This is a genomic window from Pseudomonas sp. MPR-R2A5, from assembly GCF_058793055.1.
The window spans coordinates 23706-38746 of the sequence record NZ_JBXAFK010000026.1; the positions used below are offsets into that span (position 1 = coordinate 23706).

The following is a 15041-nucleotide window of genomic DNA, read 5'->3' on the forward strand; positions in this document are numbered from 1 at the left end:
TGTCGCCGGCACGGATGCCGGATCCTGCCAAGGTGGTGCGGGCCGCACCACTTATATGGCGGCCACCTCCGGTGCCGGATGCTGTCAGGGTGTTGTGGGCCACAACACTTGCCATGTCGCCGGCACGGATGCCGGATCCTGCCAAGGTGGTGCGGGCCGCACCACTTATATGGCGGCCACCTCCGGTGCCGGATGCTGTCAGGGTGTTGTGGGCCACAACACTTGCCGTGTCGCTGGCACGAATGCCGGATCCTGGGCAAGTGATTTGGGCCGAGTCACTTGCGTGGCGGCCGCGGCGTATTTCGGTTCCTGTCAGGGTGTTGCGGGCCGCAACACTTGCTGTGTAGCTGGCACAGATTCCGGTCACGACCGCTTCGCTCTGGGCCGCGTTACCACGATATTCTGGTTGTCCACCTGACATCATGGATGTGTACCCCGATTAGGCTTCAGCAGATGCAGCATTCCGCTGAGTGTGTGTTTTGCGGTTTGTATCGACTCAGGGCTACGCGTCTGCGTTAGCGTCTTCGTCGGCTGCTCTGCGCCCTCTGGCGGGGCTGAAGCGTCTTGACGCTCGGGGCTCGCTTTTGCCTTGTCGTCAGGGTTCCATTGGCTGTTGAAATCGCCGCGAACGGCCATGCCGACGAGCGTCATTAAGTATCCAAGCGGGTTTCGGACCCCTCCCGAGTCACAGCGGTGGACCCATTGTTTGATGAGCGCGGTTTTCAACTCTGCTGGAACCTTTTGCAGCGCCAGGACCGCGTTCTGTTTTTGCTCGACCGGTAGTCGATGCAGTGCACCGAGCAAATCGGCAGCGATGTCGTTTGGTGTGGGCGGTACATGTACAGAGCTTTTACAAACATCTTTGTGTGTATCTGTATACGTACTATATGAGTTCGGATGCCGAACTAAGTCCGAACTCAGTGATTTACGGCTGAGTTCGGCATCCGAACTCTGCTCCAAAGCGATTCGCTCTTCGCCTTTTTCACTGAGTTCGGTATCCGAACTCAGTGGAGATAGAGCTATATTTTGCTGAGTTCGGATTCCGAACTCAGTCGCTTTAAGAACGACTGGAGCCTGCGCTTTGGTCCAGGCCTGGCTATTCATGCGGGATTCGATGATGTCCAGCCTGCTAGGTAAGCGTTGGCCAACATCAGGATCAGCTGCAAATTCCTTCCAGGCAATTTCTGCCACTTCGCGAATCACCTTGGTCTGGTGCTGCATTGACTGCGCGAGTAGCTGCAAGTAGTCCTTGTCGAACTCTATAGCTTCGGCCGGTGTGACCGGTTCGTCGTGAAGCAGGTAGACGTTGCCTTGCACTTGTCCACTCAGATCATTGCGCACCCGTCGCCCCAGGCTAAGCCAACGGGTGAGACGTAAGGTCACTAATGCTTTTGATACAGTTTCACGCGAGGCAGGCCTACCGGGTTGCATACCCAAATATGGCCGCAGTTGGTCATAGGTAGGGAACGCCGTAAGGCCGTCGTCATTGATCAGTAGGCGAAATACCTGCCAGGTGTTTCTTTCAAGCGGGGTTAAGCGATCATCCAAAAGCAATCGGCGAGGAACCGTTTCGTGTGGGTTCCCGCTGAAAATAATTCCGGAGTAGGGGGAAGACCCTTCAATCCCCGGAGGCGCCGACTCTTTTTTCTGAAGCAAATGAGCTTCAAGGTGACCCGAGGCCGAGTCTAAAAGCGTCGACAAGGGAAGCCGAGACAACCTCATAATACAGAGTCACCTTCCACCGATGTCGCTGCAGGCTGTGCAAGTCGTTGAGAAGACACAAGCTGTAGCCTTCTCGGAAGGCCAGGGTTTGCAGGAGGGTAAAGCCCTTCCTTTATCCAGGACTGAATGCGATGCCAGATGATGGCCAGGCTGAGGTTTTCGTGGGTCTCATCTGGGCTAGTATCCTGTGGAGCATTGAGTTCCTCGGCGACCAACATGGCGATGTCCAGCAACGCGAGACTGTCGCCAAGCTCTACCTGATGCTCTTGCATTAGGTGCGTCCATCGGTACCAAAGCTGAGCGTCCATCTCCTCACTGAATTCGCGCCAACGGCCACGACGTGCCGTCACGCCGATCATTAGGCGTTGAAGGGCCACATCCTGCGGAGACAGCCCGAAGAACTGTTGCAGCATTTGAGTGGTCGCGCCAAGTCGCAGCGCACGTTCAATCATGCGCACTTCTTCATCAGAACGCTGCGCGCCTGACAGTAGTTTTTTTACCATGTCCCCATCAATGGTGACGTTGCACCAAGACACGGGAGTGTTAAGCAGCAAGCTCAGTACTGAAGGTTGTTGGAGCTGAGCCAATATCTCTGGCTCCAGGCCCATTTCGATGCAGCGCCGAAGTTGGCCATTACGCATGTGATGAAGCACCTGTGACAGGATTGCTTCATTTATTGGTGTCTTGGACATGACGACTCCCCCTTGTAGAGTCCGTGTGTTAACTGGCTGAATTCGGACCGTTGTTGGCGACTGACTGGATTTCCAGGTCAATCAAACGTCTTGCGAGACGAATAATGCGGAACAGCTTCACTAGAGCGCCGTCGCTGAGACGGCATTCACTTTCAGGGGGCTGATCTTTTGTGTGAGGCTGGCCCAGTAAGATCTGGCCCAGTCCGGCTGCGAACTCAAAGTCAGCCAACGCGTCGATTTGAAGCTTGGGTTGCTGCTGAATCATTTTCAGTACGATGGCCATCGAGCCGCTCAAAGACTGGAGCAGCGTCAAGGTATGTTGGGCTGTGGCAGTAATTTCGACTTCCGCTTCGGGGTGTCGGTAGCTGAACCCGACGCCACCATCGATATCGATAAATTGACCTGGGGCTTTGACCGAGCTGGCTATTTCGCGAGCCAATTGAGCGATGTGCTGACGCAGGGTCGCGGTATTGTCTATTTCGCGTTCGATGTACCAAAGGTCAGAAATGGGATTGAGTCCGCCAGCTTGAACAGGGATGGCCACCAAGGCATTGGAGGCGAAGTCGGGCAAGACCTCACCGTCAAGCGCAGCGAGCTCCCGTTTCATCTTGTCGACTCTGGGAGAAGTCTTCACAGGGCTCGCAACGTGCCCATCGATACGTGCTTGGCGCTCTTGTGGGCTCATTTGCTCCTGCGGAGTTGGGGCCAGTTGCTGTTGCACCCCTTGAGGTGAAGGACTCTCTTTGGAGGGCGTCGTCTTATGTGTGCTGCCCCCCGAAGTAGTAGGGGGTAGTTGTAGAGGGTTCTGATTAGCCTCAATGCCATTGTTCGAAACGTTAAGTTGAGTCCCCCCCTCAAATTGCGATGCAGGGTACTGTGGCAGCTCAAGAACCGGCGTAGACCGGCGCAATTGGTCCTGGTTCTGAGTGATTTCCAACAGTATTTGCTCGTAGCCGAGGTTCAGCGGCTTTTTAAGGTGATCTATCAGTTCGTCCTGAAATCGCTGGAATAGAAATTCTTCAGCGTCGCCCTCAAACTGGGACAGTACATCTTGGAAAAGCGTATCGAAATCAAGGTGCTGCTCCTGCTCTTGATAATTGCGATCCCAGCACTGAAGAGCTGTTTTGCGCAAAGACAGAAGCTTTATGATTCTGTCTACTCCCAGTCCAGAGTACAGCGCGCCTGGAATTGCTGGCAGTAAGTACCGAATGGTGTCGTGCATACGACTCAAGTGAGACGCGGAGACCGGGTAGCCATCCGCTGACAGCCGCCGTGAAAGCTCACGTAATGAGATAGACTCCCCTGCCTCTGTTTCATACAGCGCTCTCGCTTTGTCGACCCCAATAGCCCGCTCAATGAACAGGAGCTGGCCTTGGAGGTCGTTTTCAGCCAAGTGGCCGGTGAGCGAGATGATTTCGCCCCGAACGGCGTCCCAGGGTCGAAATAGGCAGTGAAACTTGAAGTACTTCTCGTCGCCGGTCTCACGATACAACTCGTTTAAAATTGCCAGGCGAGTGTTGCCGCCGTTGCGGATCCGGTACTTATCTTCCCCAGGTTTACGAGTGACGGGAGGTGGCGTATCGAGTCCCCGATTTCGTATCGACTCTTTAATTTCATCGTACTTCGGGTTACGAGTCGTCCTTGGGTTTTCGTCATACGGCAGCGTTTCGTCGAGAGTCAACAGCATGGGGGTATCGACGATGGGGTCGCTCATTCGCGCTGCCACCGGCGACTTCGATTCAAACGCCGGCAGCAACAGCTTATCTTTCATGGTTTGGGCCAAAGACGCTTTCATACTCTGGCTCCTGGCTGCTCATAAGCCGGGCTTGCCGCCAAAAGCTGGTCAATGATTTTCAAAGCACGATCCAGAGCAGCTTCAAGTTCGGCAGTTGTCTCCAGCCGATAAACAATTTCTGAGTTCATCGACCTGGCGTTTTCACGTGCTTCCAACGCGATGCGTTCGCGCATCCCGTCGGGCAGGCGAATAACGAATTTTTCTTCATGCAGACGCTGTGGTTTGTTACTCATGGTGGGCTCCGATGCCTAGGGTAGAAAGTGTGTTCAGCGACGTTTCAACTGATCAGTGAGTTGGGTAGGTAACCCCTTGATGACTAATGAATTGGACGCCTCGTCGTACTCGATCTTGTCCCCTAGCAGATGCGCTTCAAAACTGATGGACAAGCCTTCGGCACGGCCGGTGAACCGACGGAATTGGTTGAGAGTGCGTTTATCCAGGGGGATTTCCGGCGACAGGCCGTAGTCCTTATTGCGGATATGGTCGTAGAACGCCTTGGGGCGATCTTCATCGATCAAGCCTGACAGTTCCTCCAGGCCCATGGGTTCACCGAGCTTGGCCTGGCTGGTGGCGTAGTCCACCAGGGCCTTGGTTTTCTCGCGGGCCGATTCGTCTGGCAGGTCTTCGTTTTCAACGAAGTCGCTGAACGCCTTGAGGAGGGCGCGGGTTTCGCCCGGGCCGTCGACGCCTTCCATGCAGCCAATGAAGTCGCTGAAATACCCCGAGATCTTCTTACCGTTTTTGCCTTTGATGTACGAGATGTACTGCTTGGATTGCTTGTTGTTCTGCCACTCGGACAAGTTGATACGCGCTGCCAGGTGCAACTGGCCAACGTCCAGGTGGCGTGAAGGAGTGACGTCCAGATCGTCAGTAACCACCACGCCTTCACTGTGGTGGAGCAGGGCGACAGTTAGGTAGTCGGTCATGCCTTGCTGGTAATGGGCAAACAGTACGTGGCCACCGGTGGAGAGGTTGGACTCTTCCATCAGCTTTTGCAGATGCTCGACCGCCGTGTGGCTGAAGGCGGTGAAGTCCTGGTCACCTTCAAAGTACTGCTTTAACCAGCCGCTAAACGGGTGCGCGCCGGACTCGGCATGGAAGAAACCCCAGGCCTTGCCTTGTTTGGCGTTATAGCTCTCGTTGAGGTCGGCAAGCATGTTCTCGATGGCGACCGATTCGGATAGCTCCGAATCGCGTGCCTGGAGAACAGCAGGTGTGCCATCGGGTTTTTTGTCGATCAGGTGGACGATGCAATGACGGATAGGCATTAGATTGCCTCCTGCGAGTGTAGGGTTTGAGCTCGATCAGCACGACGAATACGGGCTTTGGCGTTGAGGCCTGAGCGGTAATCGCTTGCGGTTGATGAGGTGTAAATCGATCCAAGGCCAGATTTCGTGAACTTGATATGGCCACCTTGAGTGCGAGACACCGTCCAGCCATTCGCTTCAGCAAACTTCACGAGTACACGAAGGCTCTCGCTTTTTCCGCGTAGGAGATTGGTGGTCATAGCTCTGCATCCCTGTCTGCCAGAACGTTACCGGTCTGGATCGCGATGATTTCAGCCTGATCGCCAGGAAACTTGGTACCGAGCTCATGCAAAAAGTGACGCGTAGCCTCACGTGCTCCAGGCACGCGGAACACCACGCTGCAGTGCTGAACTTCCGCGGGGTGTTGCAGGTGAGACATGACGGCCACTTTCAGCGAGCAGCACTGGAGGTAGCGGGGCACCCAAACCGACCAGAAGTAGCTGGATAGCAAGGCGCCCGCACAGAGCAGTTCAACGGTAATTGTTGCGCTGGGCGTGTTGGTCAGCTCGACGTAGCCGAGCTTCTCAAACTCCAACAGATCCTCACGCATGCTCATTGGGACCACGGTGCTGTGGTCACGAGCAAGGCGGCCGATCGCTTGAGCTAATGCGTCGAGCTCCACCGGGTTGATCCCAGATTTATGGGCATGAGCCACAGCAGAGGCTTCGAACACGGCACCGGCATGGATACTAGGAAATAGCTCGGCGCTACTGTGCATCCGACACCTCCTGAAGCTCCTCGATGTCATAGCTATTGCAAGTAGGGCAAATAAGCTCGTCCACTTCACCGCCGGGTAAGGCTGGAGCGCCACTCACTTGATGTTTCGGGTGGTGGCTATCGCATTGAAGGCACCAGTGAGTGATGCGTACGAGAGTATTCATCGCTGAGGTGTGCTTTTTCATAGTTGAGCCCCTTGCCAGCCGGCGTTGGGACTGAGGTTGGCAAACCGGGTCTGATTGGCGATGAAGGCTGTTCGTACGGTCCCAGTTGGGCCGTTACGCGCCTTGCCGAGAATGATTTCTGCAATGCCTTTGTGTTCGCTCTGAGGGTGGTACACCTCGTCCCGGTAGACGAACATAATCAGGTCCGCGTCCTGTTCAATCGCACCGCTATCACGCAGGTCTGCGTTGATCGGACGCTTATTTGGCCGTCGCTCCAGTTCTCGGTTGAGCTGGGAAAGCGCAACCACCGGGCAATTCATCTCTTTCGCTAGGGCCTTGAGGGACTGGGATATAGCGCTGATCTCGTTGGCCCTGTTTTCCTGACCTGGGCAGCGCATGAGCTGCAGGTAATCGATCAGGATCAAGCTCGGGTGTCCGAAGCGACGAGCTGCTCGACGAGATTTAGCTCTGATTACTGCAGGCGTGAGCGCTGATGAGTCGTCGATGACCAGCCGCTCTCCATAGCCATTAATACGAGAAACCGCTGCAGTCAGCTTCGGCCAATCATCATCATCGAGCTTGCCCTTCAATAGCCTGCCCAGATCGATATGGCCTAGGATGCCCATCAATCGATACATCAGTGCTTTGGCCGGCATTTCCATGCTGAAAACCTGAACTGTACGATCAAGCTTTGCCTGCAGAGCCGTATCTATGAAGTTCAAGGCCAGAGAGGTCTTCCCCATAGACGGGCGCGCGCCGAGGATGATCAGGTCGGCTTCTTGAAAACCCGACGTCAGCTCGTCCAGGTCCTCCAGGCCTGAAGGCAGGCCGGTCACGGTGATATTGCCGTTGAAATGTTCGTCTATTTGTTCGACGACGTTCGTCAGGCATTGGTTGATATTGACGAATTCCGTTGCGCTCTTGCCTTCACCCAGAGCGAACAGTTGCTGTTCAATTGATTCTTGAACATCCTCCGCACTTGCCAACGGGTCTGTCGCCTCGCGAGAGCATTGGTATCCAAGGGACATGAGCTGTCTGAGCCGAGAGCGATTACGCACGATGGATGCGTAATGCTCGATGTTGGCTACAGACGGCGTGTTTTTGGCCAGCTCGCCCAGATAGCTCAGCCCTCCGGCTTCGTCTGGCTCCTCCAACGCGTTGTGGACGGTGACGATGTCGAACGGAATGGACTTGTCAGCAAGGCTTGCCATTGTCCGGAACAGCAACCGATGGTCGTGTCGGAAAAAATCAGAGGCATCCAGTTTGTCTGCGACGAGATCCCAGGTGTTGTTGTCGAGCAGTAGCCCACCTAACACACCTTGTTCAGCCTCTACGGAGTAGGGAGGTGAGAGGTCAAGGTGATTCATTTCCCAGACTCCTGGCCTATCTGAAGAAAACCACTCCCGTTGCGTGCCCCCAGGGCTTTGACCATGTCGACTTCAACCTTCGCTGAATTGATCATGACCTGAGCAACCTCGGCAACCGCTTTGGCCCGTTCGATTTCCATTGGTCTTTCTGGGTCCAGGAGGCTCTCGATCGCGACGAACAGGTGATTACGTAGATCTTCAATCTTGTTCTTCATGTTCAACCTCCCGGATGGTGCGTTTGAGTTTGCCGATAGCGCGTATTGCGGATTTCAGCTCTTCCGGATACCGATGAATGGTGTTCCGACGCATACGTTCTGCTCTCGTCAGCAACTCCAGGTTATTCAGGGCTATATGGGCCTTGTTGCCGTCCTTGAAGCACACGCACATGTTTATAGGGACTGGTCCGTGATGCTCCTCCCAAAGCAGTACATGCACGGCTTTCCAGTCAACGGGTGGGTAACCGGTATCGGTGATTTTCTTCTGCTGATAACCGTCAGGAGTTGTGCGCAGGCTGCCAATAGGCAGCCAGTTCCCCGGTTTATTGCCGGCCTTAAACTGCGTCTGAGTCATACGGCCAGAGGAGGGGAGCCCCTTAAGGCCCTTATTCCATGGGACGGATCCCTTGGGAAAGCGGAATTCTGCGCCCAACTTGCCGTCAAGCCGGCCACAGAGACTACTGCGAAGAAACTCGGCGCTTTTGCTCAAGCCCAGCCGTTTGGCTTTGGCATAGACCTGATAGACGCTGAGCCCCAATTCGGCGGCTAGGACCTGAGTCGGTTCATTGGGATAGCGGGCAATGAGCGAGCGCTCTTCTGCCTCACTCCAAACATGGTGTTTGTGAACCGGGGCAAGCCCAAGTTGGGATCTGGCTTGTTCCAGCGCCGCCATGGCCAAAGGTGAAAGCGAATGAGTTCTCATTGGCTCCCTCCATGCCCAAGGGCTCCTTGTGACTGCTGTCCGACACCACGATGCAGCCTGGCATGCTTGCCCTGGTCCCATCCCGCTTGCAAAGAGCGGGTGTCATGACCTTTGGCTTCGATGGGCTTGATAATGGCTAGCGTTAGTTTTGGATGATGCCATTCCAGGTAGGCTTGGATCTCCAGCGCAGTGTTTTCGTCTATCCCACCTGCAAACTGGTTCACCTTAGAGGCGACGGCATTGAGCCAGCCCTCGGCAAACAGTTGGCCGCGGTGACGTTTGGTTTTCAGTTGGCAGCGCTTCTGCTGGGCAACATGAGCTCGTCGGGCTGCGACAAGCTGGTGATGCAGCGTTGAATAGGTGTGAGCTGCCAGATCGGGTGAAATACCTTTCCCCAAGAACTTGAAGGACCAGCCAAGTAGCGGATTGAAATACGCCAAGTGGCTGCAATCGAAGGCTTGGGAACAGATTGAGGCCAGGTTGTGCAGCCAATCCTGCGGTGCCCGACGGGTTTTGGTACCCACAATGGATTCTTCGATTGTATGGGCAGCGACTTCGGTGTGTTCCAAGTTGTACTGATTCATCAAATGGCGAGCTTGACGAAGTGCAATTTCCACTTCGTTTGGGGCAGCGCCTTGTGACTTGGCCAGCGCCATGAGTTTGGCGACCTTGCTGAGGACTTTTTGCTTGTCCATCATTCACCCCCTTCCTGTTGGAGGCGGGGGGAGAGCGCCTCTGACCACAGGCGAAGTGTTTCTTCCTCATCAGCAGAGAGGTGAGTCCGGGCAAGGCAGTCCGCAACCTTCTGTTTCAGGGCATCAAGGCGGTCTTGAACACTTGACCCATCGTCGTAAGCAATCTCTTGCTCAACAGCTTGCACAACGTCATTACGAAGAGAGAGAACCGTGCTTATCCAAAAAGCACTTGGGCTGGTCCAGCCAATGAGCTTTCGAGTTCTGGCAGGCGACAGGTAATCACGGAGCCTGAGATTGAACTCCCTAGGGGAATAACCATTCCTGAAAACGTCTGCTCGATTAAGCGTCAGCGCTGTTTTAAGAATATCTAGAAGAGGGTCCAAAGCCGTTGGCTCAGGAGCAAAGGGTTCTAAATATGTTTCAGCTACCAGGCGTTTGGCTTCGGCATATCGACTTTGCTGACGGCGTTTGGCTTGGTTTTCGTCGCGGCCGCGCTTTTCCTTCGCGTGCTTAATGTTCGAGTTCACTGACTCGATAAGCTTCGCGGCGTCCTGCAAAAGCTGAAGCTGGTCAACGCTCAACTGAGCGCCAATCCGACCGGGTAATTGGTAACCGCTTGTCAGGGCTCGGATTTCTCGTGCGGTTCCACTGAGCTTGGCTTGCAAGCTGCGCAATTGCTGAGCGCTGTAGTACTTGCCAACCTCTAGGATGAGGTTTGCAGTAATACTGCGGGCGTCGGTAATGGAGGGCTTCGCCATTTCAACGACCCTCCCTCACCAAGTTAGCTACCTTTTCCTCGGTCATGGCCTCGAAGCGGTCACGCCATTCTGGAAAAAGCTCAATGGCCAATTGGCGGATCACGACAAGGGCTGCAGGGGATATGCGGTTGGAAGGCTGTCTGTATTCCAAGCGGTGTACTGGGACGCCCAGGGATGAACTGTTACGAAACACCACTGCGGAGGGGACGACGCATTCCAGAACGTTGATTTCGTCATTGTCCTGGAAAATTTCCCGTACCGACTGCTCGATCATTTGCGCGTCGGTGGTTTGGTCGAGATTGTTGACGACGATCCGCACAGGAGGGATTTTCATGCCCAGGCGCCCATAGGCGCGCAGGCCGTCCAGCATCTGCATGGATCCCCGGCTGAACTCCCGTGCAGCGAGCATATTGGGCGGAAGTGGGGATATGACCAAATCAGAGGCTAGGACCACCATTTCGAGCATTGCCGACCTGGCGCCTTGGGTGTCAATCAGTACCAGGTCGAAATGATCTTTGAAGCCCGGCATCAGGTTGGCGAGTCGCAACCGTCCGTCAGGTGCTTGCAGGATCAGGCTGTTCAGTTGGTTGTTGATGTCGTTGGAAATGACAAGCGACAGGTTTGGTATCGTGGTGCTGGATATGATCTTGGCTGATTCGGTGATATTGAATGCCAGCAGGTCGTAGATGCCTCCTTGAGCTTCATCGACCAATTGGTAATACGAGGAGAGCGAAGGCTGTGCAGGATCTAGGTCGATCATGAGCACGCGCAGGCCTGCATCCGCACAAAAAGCGCCGAGGTTGGCCTCGATGGTAGTTTTGCCTACGCCGCCTTTGGTCGAAACGACCGCAGAGATTTTCATGGTTTGGAGCCTCTAATGTGGGTTCATTAGAGGCTGCGAGGCCACGGAAACAGCTATGTGTAGCGAACACGATCCTGGGCTATGAAGCACTAAAACCAATTGTCTTTTAACCAATTGGTCGTAGGTTCGAATCCCACACGACCCACCATTTTTGAGACCAGTTAACGCTGGAATCAGATCTTAAGATCAGAGGTCAAAAGCCCTGGTCGTGAAAGGCGACTGAAAGGTCGCCTTTTTTTACCGGGGTATAGCGCAGTCCGGTAGCGCGCCTGCTTTGGGAGCAGGATGTCAGGAGTTCGAATCCCCTTACCCCGACCATATTAAAAATCCTCGTATCGAAAGATACGGGGATTTTTTTTGCCTGGAATTTTCTCAAATCCAACACAAAGCGAATATGGGAGGGGGCTTGCTCCCGATAGCAGTGTGTCAGCCACTCATTACTCAGCCGACTCACCGTCATCGGGCGCAAGCCCCCGCCCCCATTAGCCGAGCCCCATCAGGGACCGTGTTGTCAGTGAAGCTTGAGTCGCGGCTCGGTCCCGCGCCCGATCCTGCTGCCCAGCATCAGCATCGCCGTGCGGAAGACGCCATACAGTGCCATCTGGTGCATGCGGTACAGCGACACATAGAACATCCGCGCCAGCCAGCCTTCGAGCATCACGCTGCCTGTCAGGTTGCCCATCAGGTTACCCACCGCCGAGAAGCGCGACAGCGAGATCAACGAGCCGTAGTCGGTGTACTTGTACGATGGCAGGTCCTTGCCTTCGATCCGCAGCTTCAACGATTTGGCCAGCAATGAAGCCTGCTGGTGCGCGGCCTGGGCGCGTGGCGGCACGTTGCGGTCGGTGCCGGGTTGCGGGCAGGCGGCGCAGTCACCGAAGGCGAAGATGTTTTCATCGCGGGTGGTTTGCAGCGTCGGCAGTACCTGCAGTTGATTGATGCGGTTGGTTTCCAGGCCGTCGATGTCCTTGAGGAAGGCTGGCGCGCGGATGCCGGCGGCCCACACTTTCAGGCTGGCCGGAATCACTTGGCCGCTGCTGGTGATCAGCGCGTCGGCCGTCACTTCGCTGACCGCCGAGTTGGTCAGCACCGTCACGCCAAGCTTCTCCAGGGTCTTATGCACCGGCCCGCCAATCCGCTCCGGCAGGGCGGGCAGCACCCGTGGGCCGGCTTCGATCAAGGTGATATGCATGTTTTCGGGTTTGATGCGATCCAGGCCATAAGCCGCCAGTTCGTGGGCGGCGTTATGCAGTTCGGCCGCCAGTTCGACACCGGTTGCTCCCGCACCGACGATGGCGACGCTGATCTTTTCCACCACGTCGGTTTGCCCGGCATGGGCGCGCAGGTAGTGGTTGAGCAGTTGCTGATGGAAGCGTTCCGCCTGTTTGCGCGTGTCGAGGAACAGACAGTGTTGCGCTGCGCCTTCGGTGCCGAAGTCATTCGTGGTGCTGCCGACCGCGATCACCAGGCTGTCATAGCCCAGCACGCGCGCAGGCACCAGTTCGCGGCCTTCTTCATCGAGGGTCGCCGCCAGCTGGATTTTCTTCTGTTCACGGTCGAGCCCGCTCATGCGCCCCAGTTGGAACTCGAAGTGGTTCCATTTGGCCTGGGCGACGTAGTTGAGTTCGTCTTCCGAAGAGTTCAGCGAGCCGGCGGCCACTTCATGCAGCAAGGGCTTCCAGATATGGGTCAGGTTGGTATCCACCAGCGTGATGCTGGCGGTGCCGCGTTTTCCCAGAGTCTTACCCAGGCGGGTAGCCAACTCCAGGCCGCCGGCGCCGCCGCCGACGATAATAATACGATGGGTCATGGGGATATCTCGCAAGGCTAAAAGAAATCGGAGCAGTTACCCCCGCGAGCGCCAGGCAGCTCATAGCGTCAGGTAACTCAAAAGGCGGCTCAGCAGGCCGAGCCCAATCACCGCCACCAGCACCACCACAAGGAGCAGCCATGGCCGGAAAGGCTTGCGCTCGACTTGGTTCTGGGAGAGTTGCAGGTACTCTTCGACATGCTGTTGGTCATCGGGGTTCAGGCGGCTGGTCATAAAGGCCTCGTCAGGTAGACGTTGCAGAAGGGCGCCACGTTACAGTCGGTGGGTGGGCGCAAACGCTATAAGCGTAGCCTGTGCCCGTGTCACAGGCTGATGCCCACGTCGAACACTATGCTGCGGCCCAGGTTGTTGCGCAAGAAATCCGGCGCGTCCGGGTGGGCGAACAGCACCCGTGCAAACGTCGGCCCCACCAGTGACAGCGAGCGCCAGCCCTGGCGCAGGTACTCGGTGGGCGGCGGGAAGTGACTGTTGAGGTCCAGGACTTCGCGCTTGAGGCTGGCAAACGCGACGATATCCAACTCGCCCAGGTCCATCCCGCGCTCTTTGTAGTTGTGCGCTTTTTTGCGCAGGGTCGGCGCCAGGCGCAACAGGAACTCATGGGCCGGAATTCGTCGCGGCTTGGCTTCGCGCCGAACCAGTTGGCTCAGGGAGAACGCACTGCGCCGACGCAACAGTTCATCGCGCCATTCGTCGTTCAGGCGCCGCCCCTCATCCAGAACGAAGAACACCTCGAAACTGGCGTCGCGAAACAGTACGTCCGGAGGCTCCTGCCCGGCGGCGTGAAACTCTTCGGCGCGGTACGGCACATTCAAGCCTTGCAGCAGGCGTTGGCAGACCCAACGCTCACGCTCCCATTTGCGGGCATTGGACAGGAACGCGTTGGCTTGTTCGGCCGCTACGGTGAGCAGGCGCAAATAATCTGAGTCATCCATGCATGCAGCTTAGCGTCCAAATGATGACGGCAGGAAGTCCCGCCGCAAAAGCTCGGTGTAGACTGGCCACTTGTCCGTTCTCCCTAGCATGAGGTGTGCAGTGAAGTTTTTTGCCGTGCTGTTGCTGAGCCTGTTGCCTGTCTGGGCCCAGGCCGTTGAGGTGGGCGAGCGCGTGGCGCCCTGGACCCTGTTGGATCAGTTCGATCAGGCCTACACCCTGGATGACCAGGCGCAGATCCTGTTGGTCGCCCGCAGCATGGACGCCGCCAAGCAGGTGGACGCGGCTTTGCAAGGCCAGCCCAAAGGTTATCTCGAGGCGCGCCACGCCGTGTTTGTCGCAGACATCCAGCGCATGCCTCGGCTGGTCGCCAAGTTGTTCGCGGTGCCGGCGATGCAAGCCTACAACTATCGGGTGATGCTCGACCGGGACGCCCGTATTGCTCCGCGCTATCCCGCGCCCGCGGATAAAGTGCTCTGGCTGCAACTGAATAACGGCAAGTTGATTGCTCAACACGAGTACAGCTCGGCCGCGGAACTGCGCCAAGCCCTGGAACAGGTCAAGCCGTGATCAGTGCGGCAGTGCTGGCGCCGGCAACCCTCGGCATCGGCTGGTTGCTGTATGCGCCTGTGCTGTTGTGGGCGATCCTGCGTTCGCCGTGGGTCGAGCTGTTCGCCGATCGGCGGCGCCAGCATTTGCTGTTTGGCACGGTGTTCGCGCTGTTCATGTTATGGCTGGTGCGGCGGGATTTCGACACCGGCGTCTCCTACCACTTTATCGGCATGACCGCCGTTACTCTGTTGCTCGATTGGCCGTTGGCAATTGTCGGCGGGTTTGCCGCCCAGTTGGGCTTGATGCTGTTGGGGCGCCAGGACCTGGCGGCGGTAGGCATCAACGGCCTGCTGCTGGTCGTGCTGCCCGTGCTGGTCACCGAAGCCTGCGCGTTGCTGGTGGAGCGAGCGCAGCCACGCAATCCCTTCGTGTATATCTTCTGTTCCGGTTTTTTTGCCGCTGCGCTGTCAGCCTTGCTCTGCCTGCTGGTGGGGCTGGGGTTGTTGTGGTTCGACGGGCGTTTTGCAATGCCGGAATGGCTGGAGGATTTTGTCGGTTACCTGTGGCTGATCATCTTTCCAGAAGCCTTTATCAACGGCATGGTGATCAGCGCGCTGGTGGTGTTTTGCCCGGAATGGCTGGAGACATTCAATCGCACCCGCTACCTCTCGGCACCCTGGAAGGACGACGATTCGCAGACTTGACCCAGGTCAAATCGCTCGCAGCGGGGC

18 protein-coding genes and 1 tRNA gene are annotated in these 15041 nt (G+C 56.4%); 3 read left to right on the forward strand and 16 right to left on the reverse strand.

Annotated features, from left to right (window positions below):
- Nucleotides 1-420: 420 nt before the first annotated feature.
- The 13 genes from AC1Q6I_RS18890 to AC1Q6I_RS18950 all read right to left on the reverse strand — a co-directional run bounded on the left by AC1Q6I_RS18890 (nt 421) and on the right by AC1Q6I_RS18950 (nt 10997).
- Nucleotides 421-1722, reverse strand: a complete 1302-nt coding sequence (locus AC1Q6I_RS18890) for an STY4528 family pathogenicity island replication protein (RefSeq protein WP_019816979.1) — start codon at nt 1720-1722, stop codon at nt 421-423.
- Nucleotides 1719-2414: a DUF2857 domain-containing protein gene (locus AC1Q6I_RS18895; RefSeq protein WP_008437329.1), complete on the reverse strand. Its 696-nt coding sequence runs from the start codon at nt 2412-2414 to the stop codon at nt 1719-1721. The genes AC1Q6I_RS18890 and AC1Q6I_RS18895 overlap by 4 nt, the downstream gene beginning before the upstream one ends.
- A gap of 28 nt (nt 2415-2442) precedes the next feature.
- Nucleotides 2443-4209, reverse strand: a complete 1767-nt coding sequence (locus AC1Q6I_RS18900; protein WP_008437328.1) for a ParB family protein — start codon at nt 4207-4209, stop codon at nt 2443-2445.
- On the reverse strand, nt 4206-4442 hold the full coding sequence (locus tag AC1Q6I_RS18905; protein WP_008437327.1) for an Arc family DNA-binding protein: 237 nt from the start codon (nt 4440-4442) through the stop codon (nt 4206-4208). The genes AC1Q6I_RS18900 and AC1Q6I_RS18905 overlap by 4 nt, the downstream gene beginning before the upstream one ends.
- A gap of 33 nt (nt 4443-4475) precedes the next feature.
- Nucleotides 4476-5477, reverse strand: a complete 1002-nt coding sequence (gene yejK / locus AC1Q6I_RS18910; protein WP_008437326.1) for a nucleoid-associated protein YejK — start codon at nt 5475-5477, stop codon at nt 4476-4478.
- Nucleotides 5477-5716, reverse strand: coding sequence for a type II toxin-antitoxin system HicA family toxin (locus tag AC1Q6I_RS18915; RefSeq protein WP_008437325.1), 240 nt, complete (start codon nt 5714-5716; stop codon nt 5477-5479). The genes yejK and AC1Q6I_RS18915 overlap by 1 nt, the downstream gene beginning before the upstream one ends.
- On the reverse strand, nt 5713-6234 hold the full coding sequence (locus AC1Q6I_RS18920) for a hypothetical protein (protein WP_008437321.1): 522 nt from the start codon (nt 6232-6234) through the stop codon (nt 5713-5715). Before AC1Q6I_RS18920 ends, AC1Q6I_RS18915 begins: the two co-directional genes overlap by 4 nt.
- A gap of 180 nt (nt 6235-6414) precedes the next feature.
- Nucleotides 6415-7764, reverse strand: a complete 1350-nt coding sequence (gene dnaB, locus AC1Q6I_RS18925) for a replicative DNA helicase (protein ID WP_008437319.1) — start codon at nt 7762-7764, stop codon at nt 6415-6417.
- Nucleotides 7761-7979: a hypothetical protein gene (locus tag AC1Q6I_RS18930; protein WP_008437317.1), complete on the reverse strand. Its 219-nt coding sequence runs from the start codon at nt 7977-7979 to the stop codon at nt 7761-7763. Before AC1Q6I_RS18930 ends, dnaB begins: the two co-directional genes overlap by 4 nt.
- On the reverse strand, nt 7963-8682 hold the full coding sequence (locus tag AC1Q6I_RS18935; RefSeq protein ID WP_020301295.1) for an HNH endonuclease signature motif containing protein: 720 nt from the start codon (nt 8680-8682) through the stop codon (nt 7963-7965). The genes AC1Q6I_RS18930 and AC1Q6I_RS18935 overlap by 17 nt, the downstream gene beginning before the upstream one ends.
- On the reverse strand, nt 8679-9380 hold the full coding sequence (locus AC1Q6I_RS18940; protein ID WP_008437315.1) for a DUF2786 domain-containing protein: 702 nt from the start codon (nt 9378-9380) through the stop codon (nt 8679-8681). The genes AC1Q6I_RS18935 and AC1Q6I_RS18940 overlap by 4 nt, the downstream gene beginning before the upstream one ends.
- On the reverse strand, nt 9377-10135 hold the full coding sequence (locus AC1Q6I_RS18945; RefSeq protein ID WP_008437314.1) for a hypothetical protein: 759 nt from the start codon (nt 10133-10135) through the stop codon (nt 9377-9379). The genes AC1Q6I_RS18940 and AC1Q6I_RS18945 overlap by 4 nt, the downstream gene beginning before the upstream one ends.
- A gap of 1 nt (nt 10136) precedes the next feature.
- The gene (locus tag AC1Q6I_RS18950; RefSeq protein ID WP_008437313.1) at nt 10137-10997 is read right to left on the reverse strand and encodes a ParA family protein; all 861 of its coding nucleotides are present in this window, start codon (nt 10995-10997) and stop codon (nt 10137-10139) included.
- A gap of 241 nt (nt 10998-11238) precedes the next feature.
- On the opposite strand from AC1Q6I_RS18950, the gene AC1Q6I_RS18955 reads away from it, so the two are divergent.
- Nucleotides 11239-11315, forward strand: a tRNA-Pro gene (locus tag AC1Q6I_RS18955).
- A 193-nt stretch (nt 11316-11508) separates the two neighbouring features.
- Here the strand turns inward: AC1Q6I_RS18955 and AC1Q6I_RS18960 are convergent.
- The 3 genes from AC1Q6I_RS18960 to AC1Q6I_RS18970 all read right to left on the reverse strand — a co-directional run bounded on the left by AC1Q6I_RS18960 (nt 11509) and on the right by AC1Q6I_RS18970 (nt 13760).
- Nucleotides 11509-12807: an NAD(P)/FAD-dependent oxidoreductase gene (locus AC1Q6I_RS18960; protein ID WP_017845476.1), complete on the reverse strand. Its 1299-nt coding sequence runs from the start codon at nt 12805-12807 to the stop codon at nt 11509-11511.
- A 60-nt stretch (nt 12808-12867) separates the two neighbouring features.
- Entirely contained in the window at nt 12868-13041 is a 174-nt protein-coding gene (locus tag AC1Q6I_RS18965; RefSeq protein ID WP_024073379.1) for a DUF3094 family protein, read from the reverse strand.
- Between the two features lie 89 nt (nt 13042-13130).
- On the reverse strand, nt 13131-13760 hold the full coding sequence (locus tag AC1Q6I_RS18970; protein ID WP_017845475.1) for a DUF1780 domain-containing protein: 630 nt from the start codon (nt 13758-13760) through the stop codon (nt 13131-13133).
- A gap of 100 nt (nt 13761-13860) precedes the next feature.
- On the opposite strand from AC1Q6I_RS18970, the gene AC1Q6I_RS18975 reads away from it, so the two are divergent.
- Together AC1Q6I_RS18975 and AC1Q6I_RS18980 are read left to right on the forward strand one after the other, a co-directional pair.
- Nucleotides 13861-14328 (forward strand): FAD/FMN-containing dehydrogenase, encoded by a 468-nt coding sequence (locus AC1Q6I_RS18975; protein ID WP_102624200.1) that lies wholly within the window; start codon nt 13861-13863, stop codon nt 14326-14328.
- Entirely contained in the window at nt 14325-15014 is a 690-nt protein-coding gene (locus AC1Q6I_RS18980) for an energy-coupling factor ABC transporter permease (protein WP_024073381.1), read from the forward strand. Before AC1Q6I_RS18975 ends, AC1Q6I_RS18980 begins: the two co-directional genes overlap by 4 nt.
- Nucleotides 15015-15041: the final 27 nt, after the last annotated feature.

Excerpts from the sequence above, each read along its gene's own strand:
- AC1Q6I_RS18890 (WP_019816979.1), bottom strand. The coding sequence starts at position 1,722 with ATGAGGTTGTCTCGGCTTCCCTTGTCGACGCTTTTAGACTCGGCCTCG.
- AC1Q6I_RS18895 (WP_008437329.1), bottom strand. The coding sequence starts at position 2,414 with ATGTCCAAGACACCAATAAATGAAGCAATCCTGTCACAGGTGCTTCAT.
- AC1Q6I_RS18900 (WP_008437328.1), bottom strand. The coding sequence starts at position 4,209 with ATGAAAGCGTCTTTGGCCCAAACCATGAAAGATAAGCTGTTGCTGCCG.
- AC1Q6I_RS18905 (WP_008437327.1), bottom strand. The coding sequence starts at position 4,442 with ATGAGTAACAAACCACAGCGTCTGCATGAAGAAAAATTCGTTATTCGC.
- yejK (WP_008437326.1), bottom strand. The coding sequence starts at position 5,477 with ATGCCTATCCGTCATTGCATCGTCCACCTGATCGACAAAAAACCCGAT.
- AC1Q6I_RS18915 (WP_008437325.1), bottom strand. The coding sequence starts at position 5,716 with ATGACCACCAATCTCCTACGCGGAAAAAGCGAGAGCCTTCGTGTACTC.
- AC1Q6I_RS18920 (WP_008437321.1), bottom strand. The coding sequence starts at position 6,234 with ATGCACAGTAGCGCCGAGCTATTTCCTAGTATCCATGCCGGTGCCGTG.
- dnaB (WP_008437319.1), bottom strand. The coding sequence starts at position 7,764 with ATGAATCACCTTGACCTCTCACCTCCCTACTCCGTAGAGGCTGAACAA.
- AC1Q6I_RS18930 (WP_008437317.1), bottom strand. The coding sequence starts at position 7,979 with ATGAAGAACAAGATTGAAGATCTACGTAATCACCTGTTCGTCGCGATC.
- AC1Q6I_RS18935 (WP_020301295.1), bottom strand. The coding sequence starts at position 8,682 with ATGAGAACTCATTCGCTTTCACCTTTGGCCATGGCGGCGCTGGAACAA.
- AC1Q6I_RS18940 (WP_008437315.1), bottom strand. The coding sequence starts at position 9,380 with ATGATGGACAAGCAAAAAGTCCTCAGCAAGGTCGCCAAACTCATGGCG.
- AC1Q6I_RS18945 (WP_008437314.1), bottom strand. The coding sequence starts at position 10,135 with ATGGCGAAGCCCTCCATTACCGACGCCCGCAGTATTACTGCAAACCTC.
- AC1Q6I_RS18950 (WP_008437313.1), bottom strand. The coding sequence starts at position 10,997 with ATGAAAATCTCTGCGGTCGTTTCGACCAAAGGCGGCGTAGGCAAAACT.
- AC1Q6I_RS18960 (WP_017845476.1), bottom strand. The coding sequence starts at position 12,807 with ATGACCCATCGTATTATTATCGTCGGCGGCGGCGCCGGCGGCCTGGAG.
- AC1Q6I_RS18965 (WP_024073379.1), bottom strand. The coding sequence starts at position 13,041 with ATGACCAGCCGCCTGAACCCCGATGACCAACAGCATGTCGAAGAGTAC.
- AC1Q6I_RS18970 (WP_017845475.1), bottom strand. The coding sequence starts at position 13,760 with ATGGATGACTCAGATTATTTGCGCCTGCTCACCGTAGCGGCCGAACAA.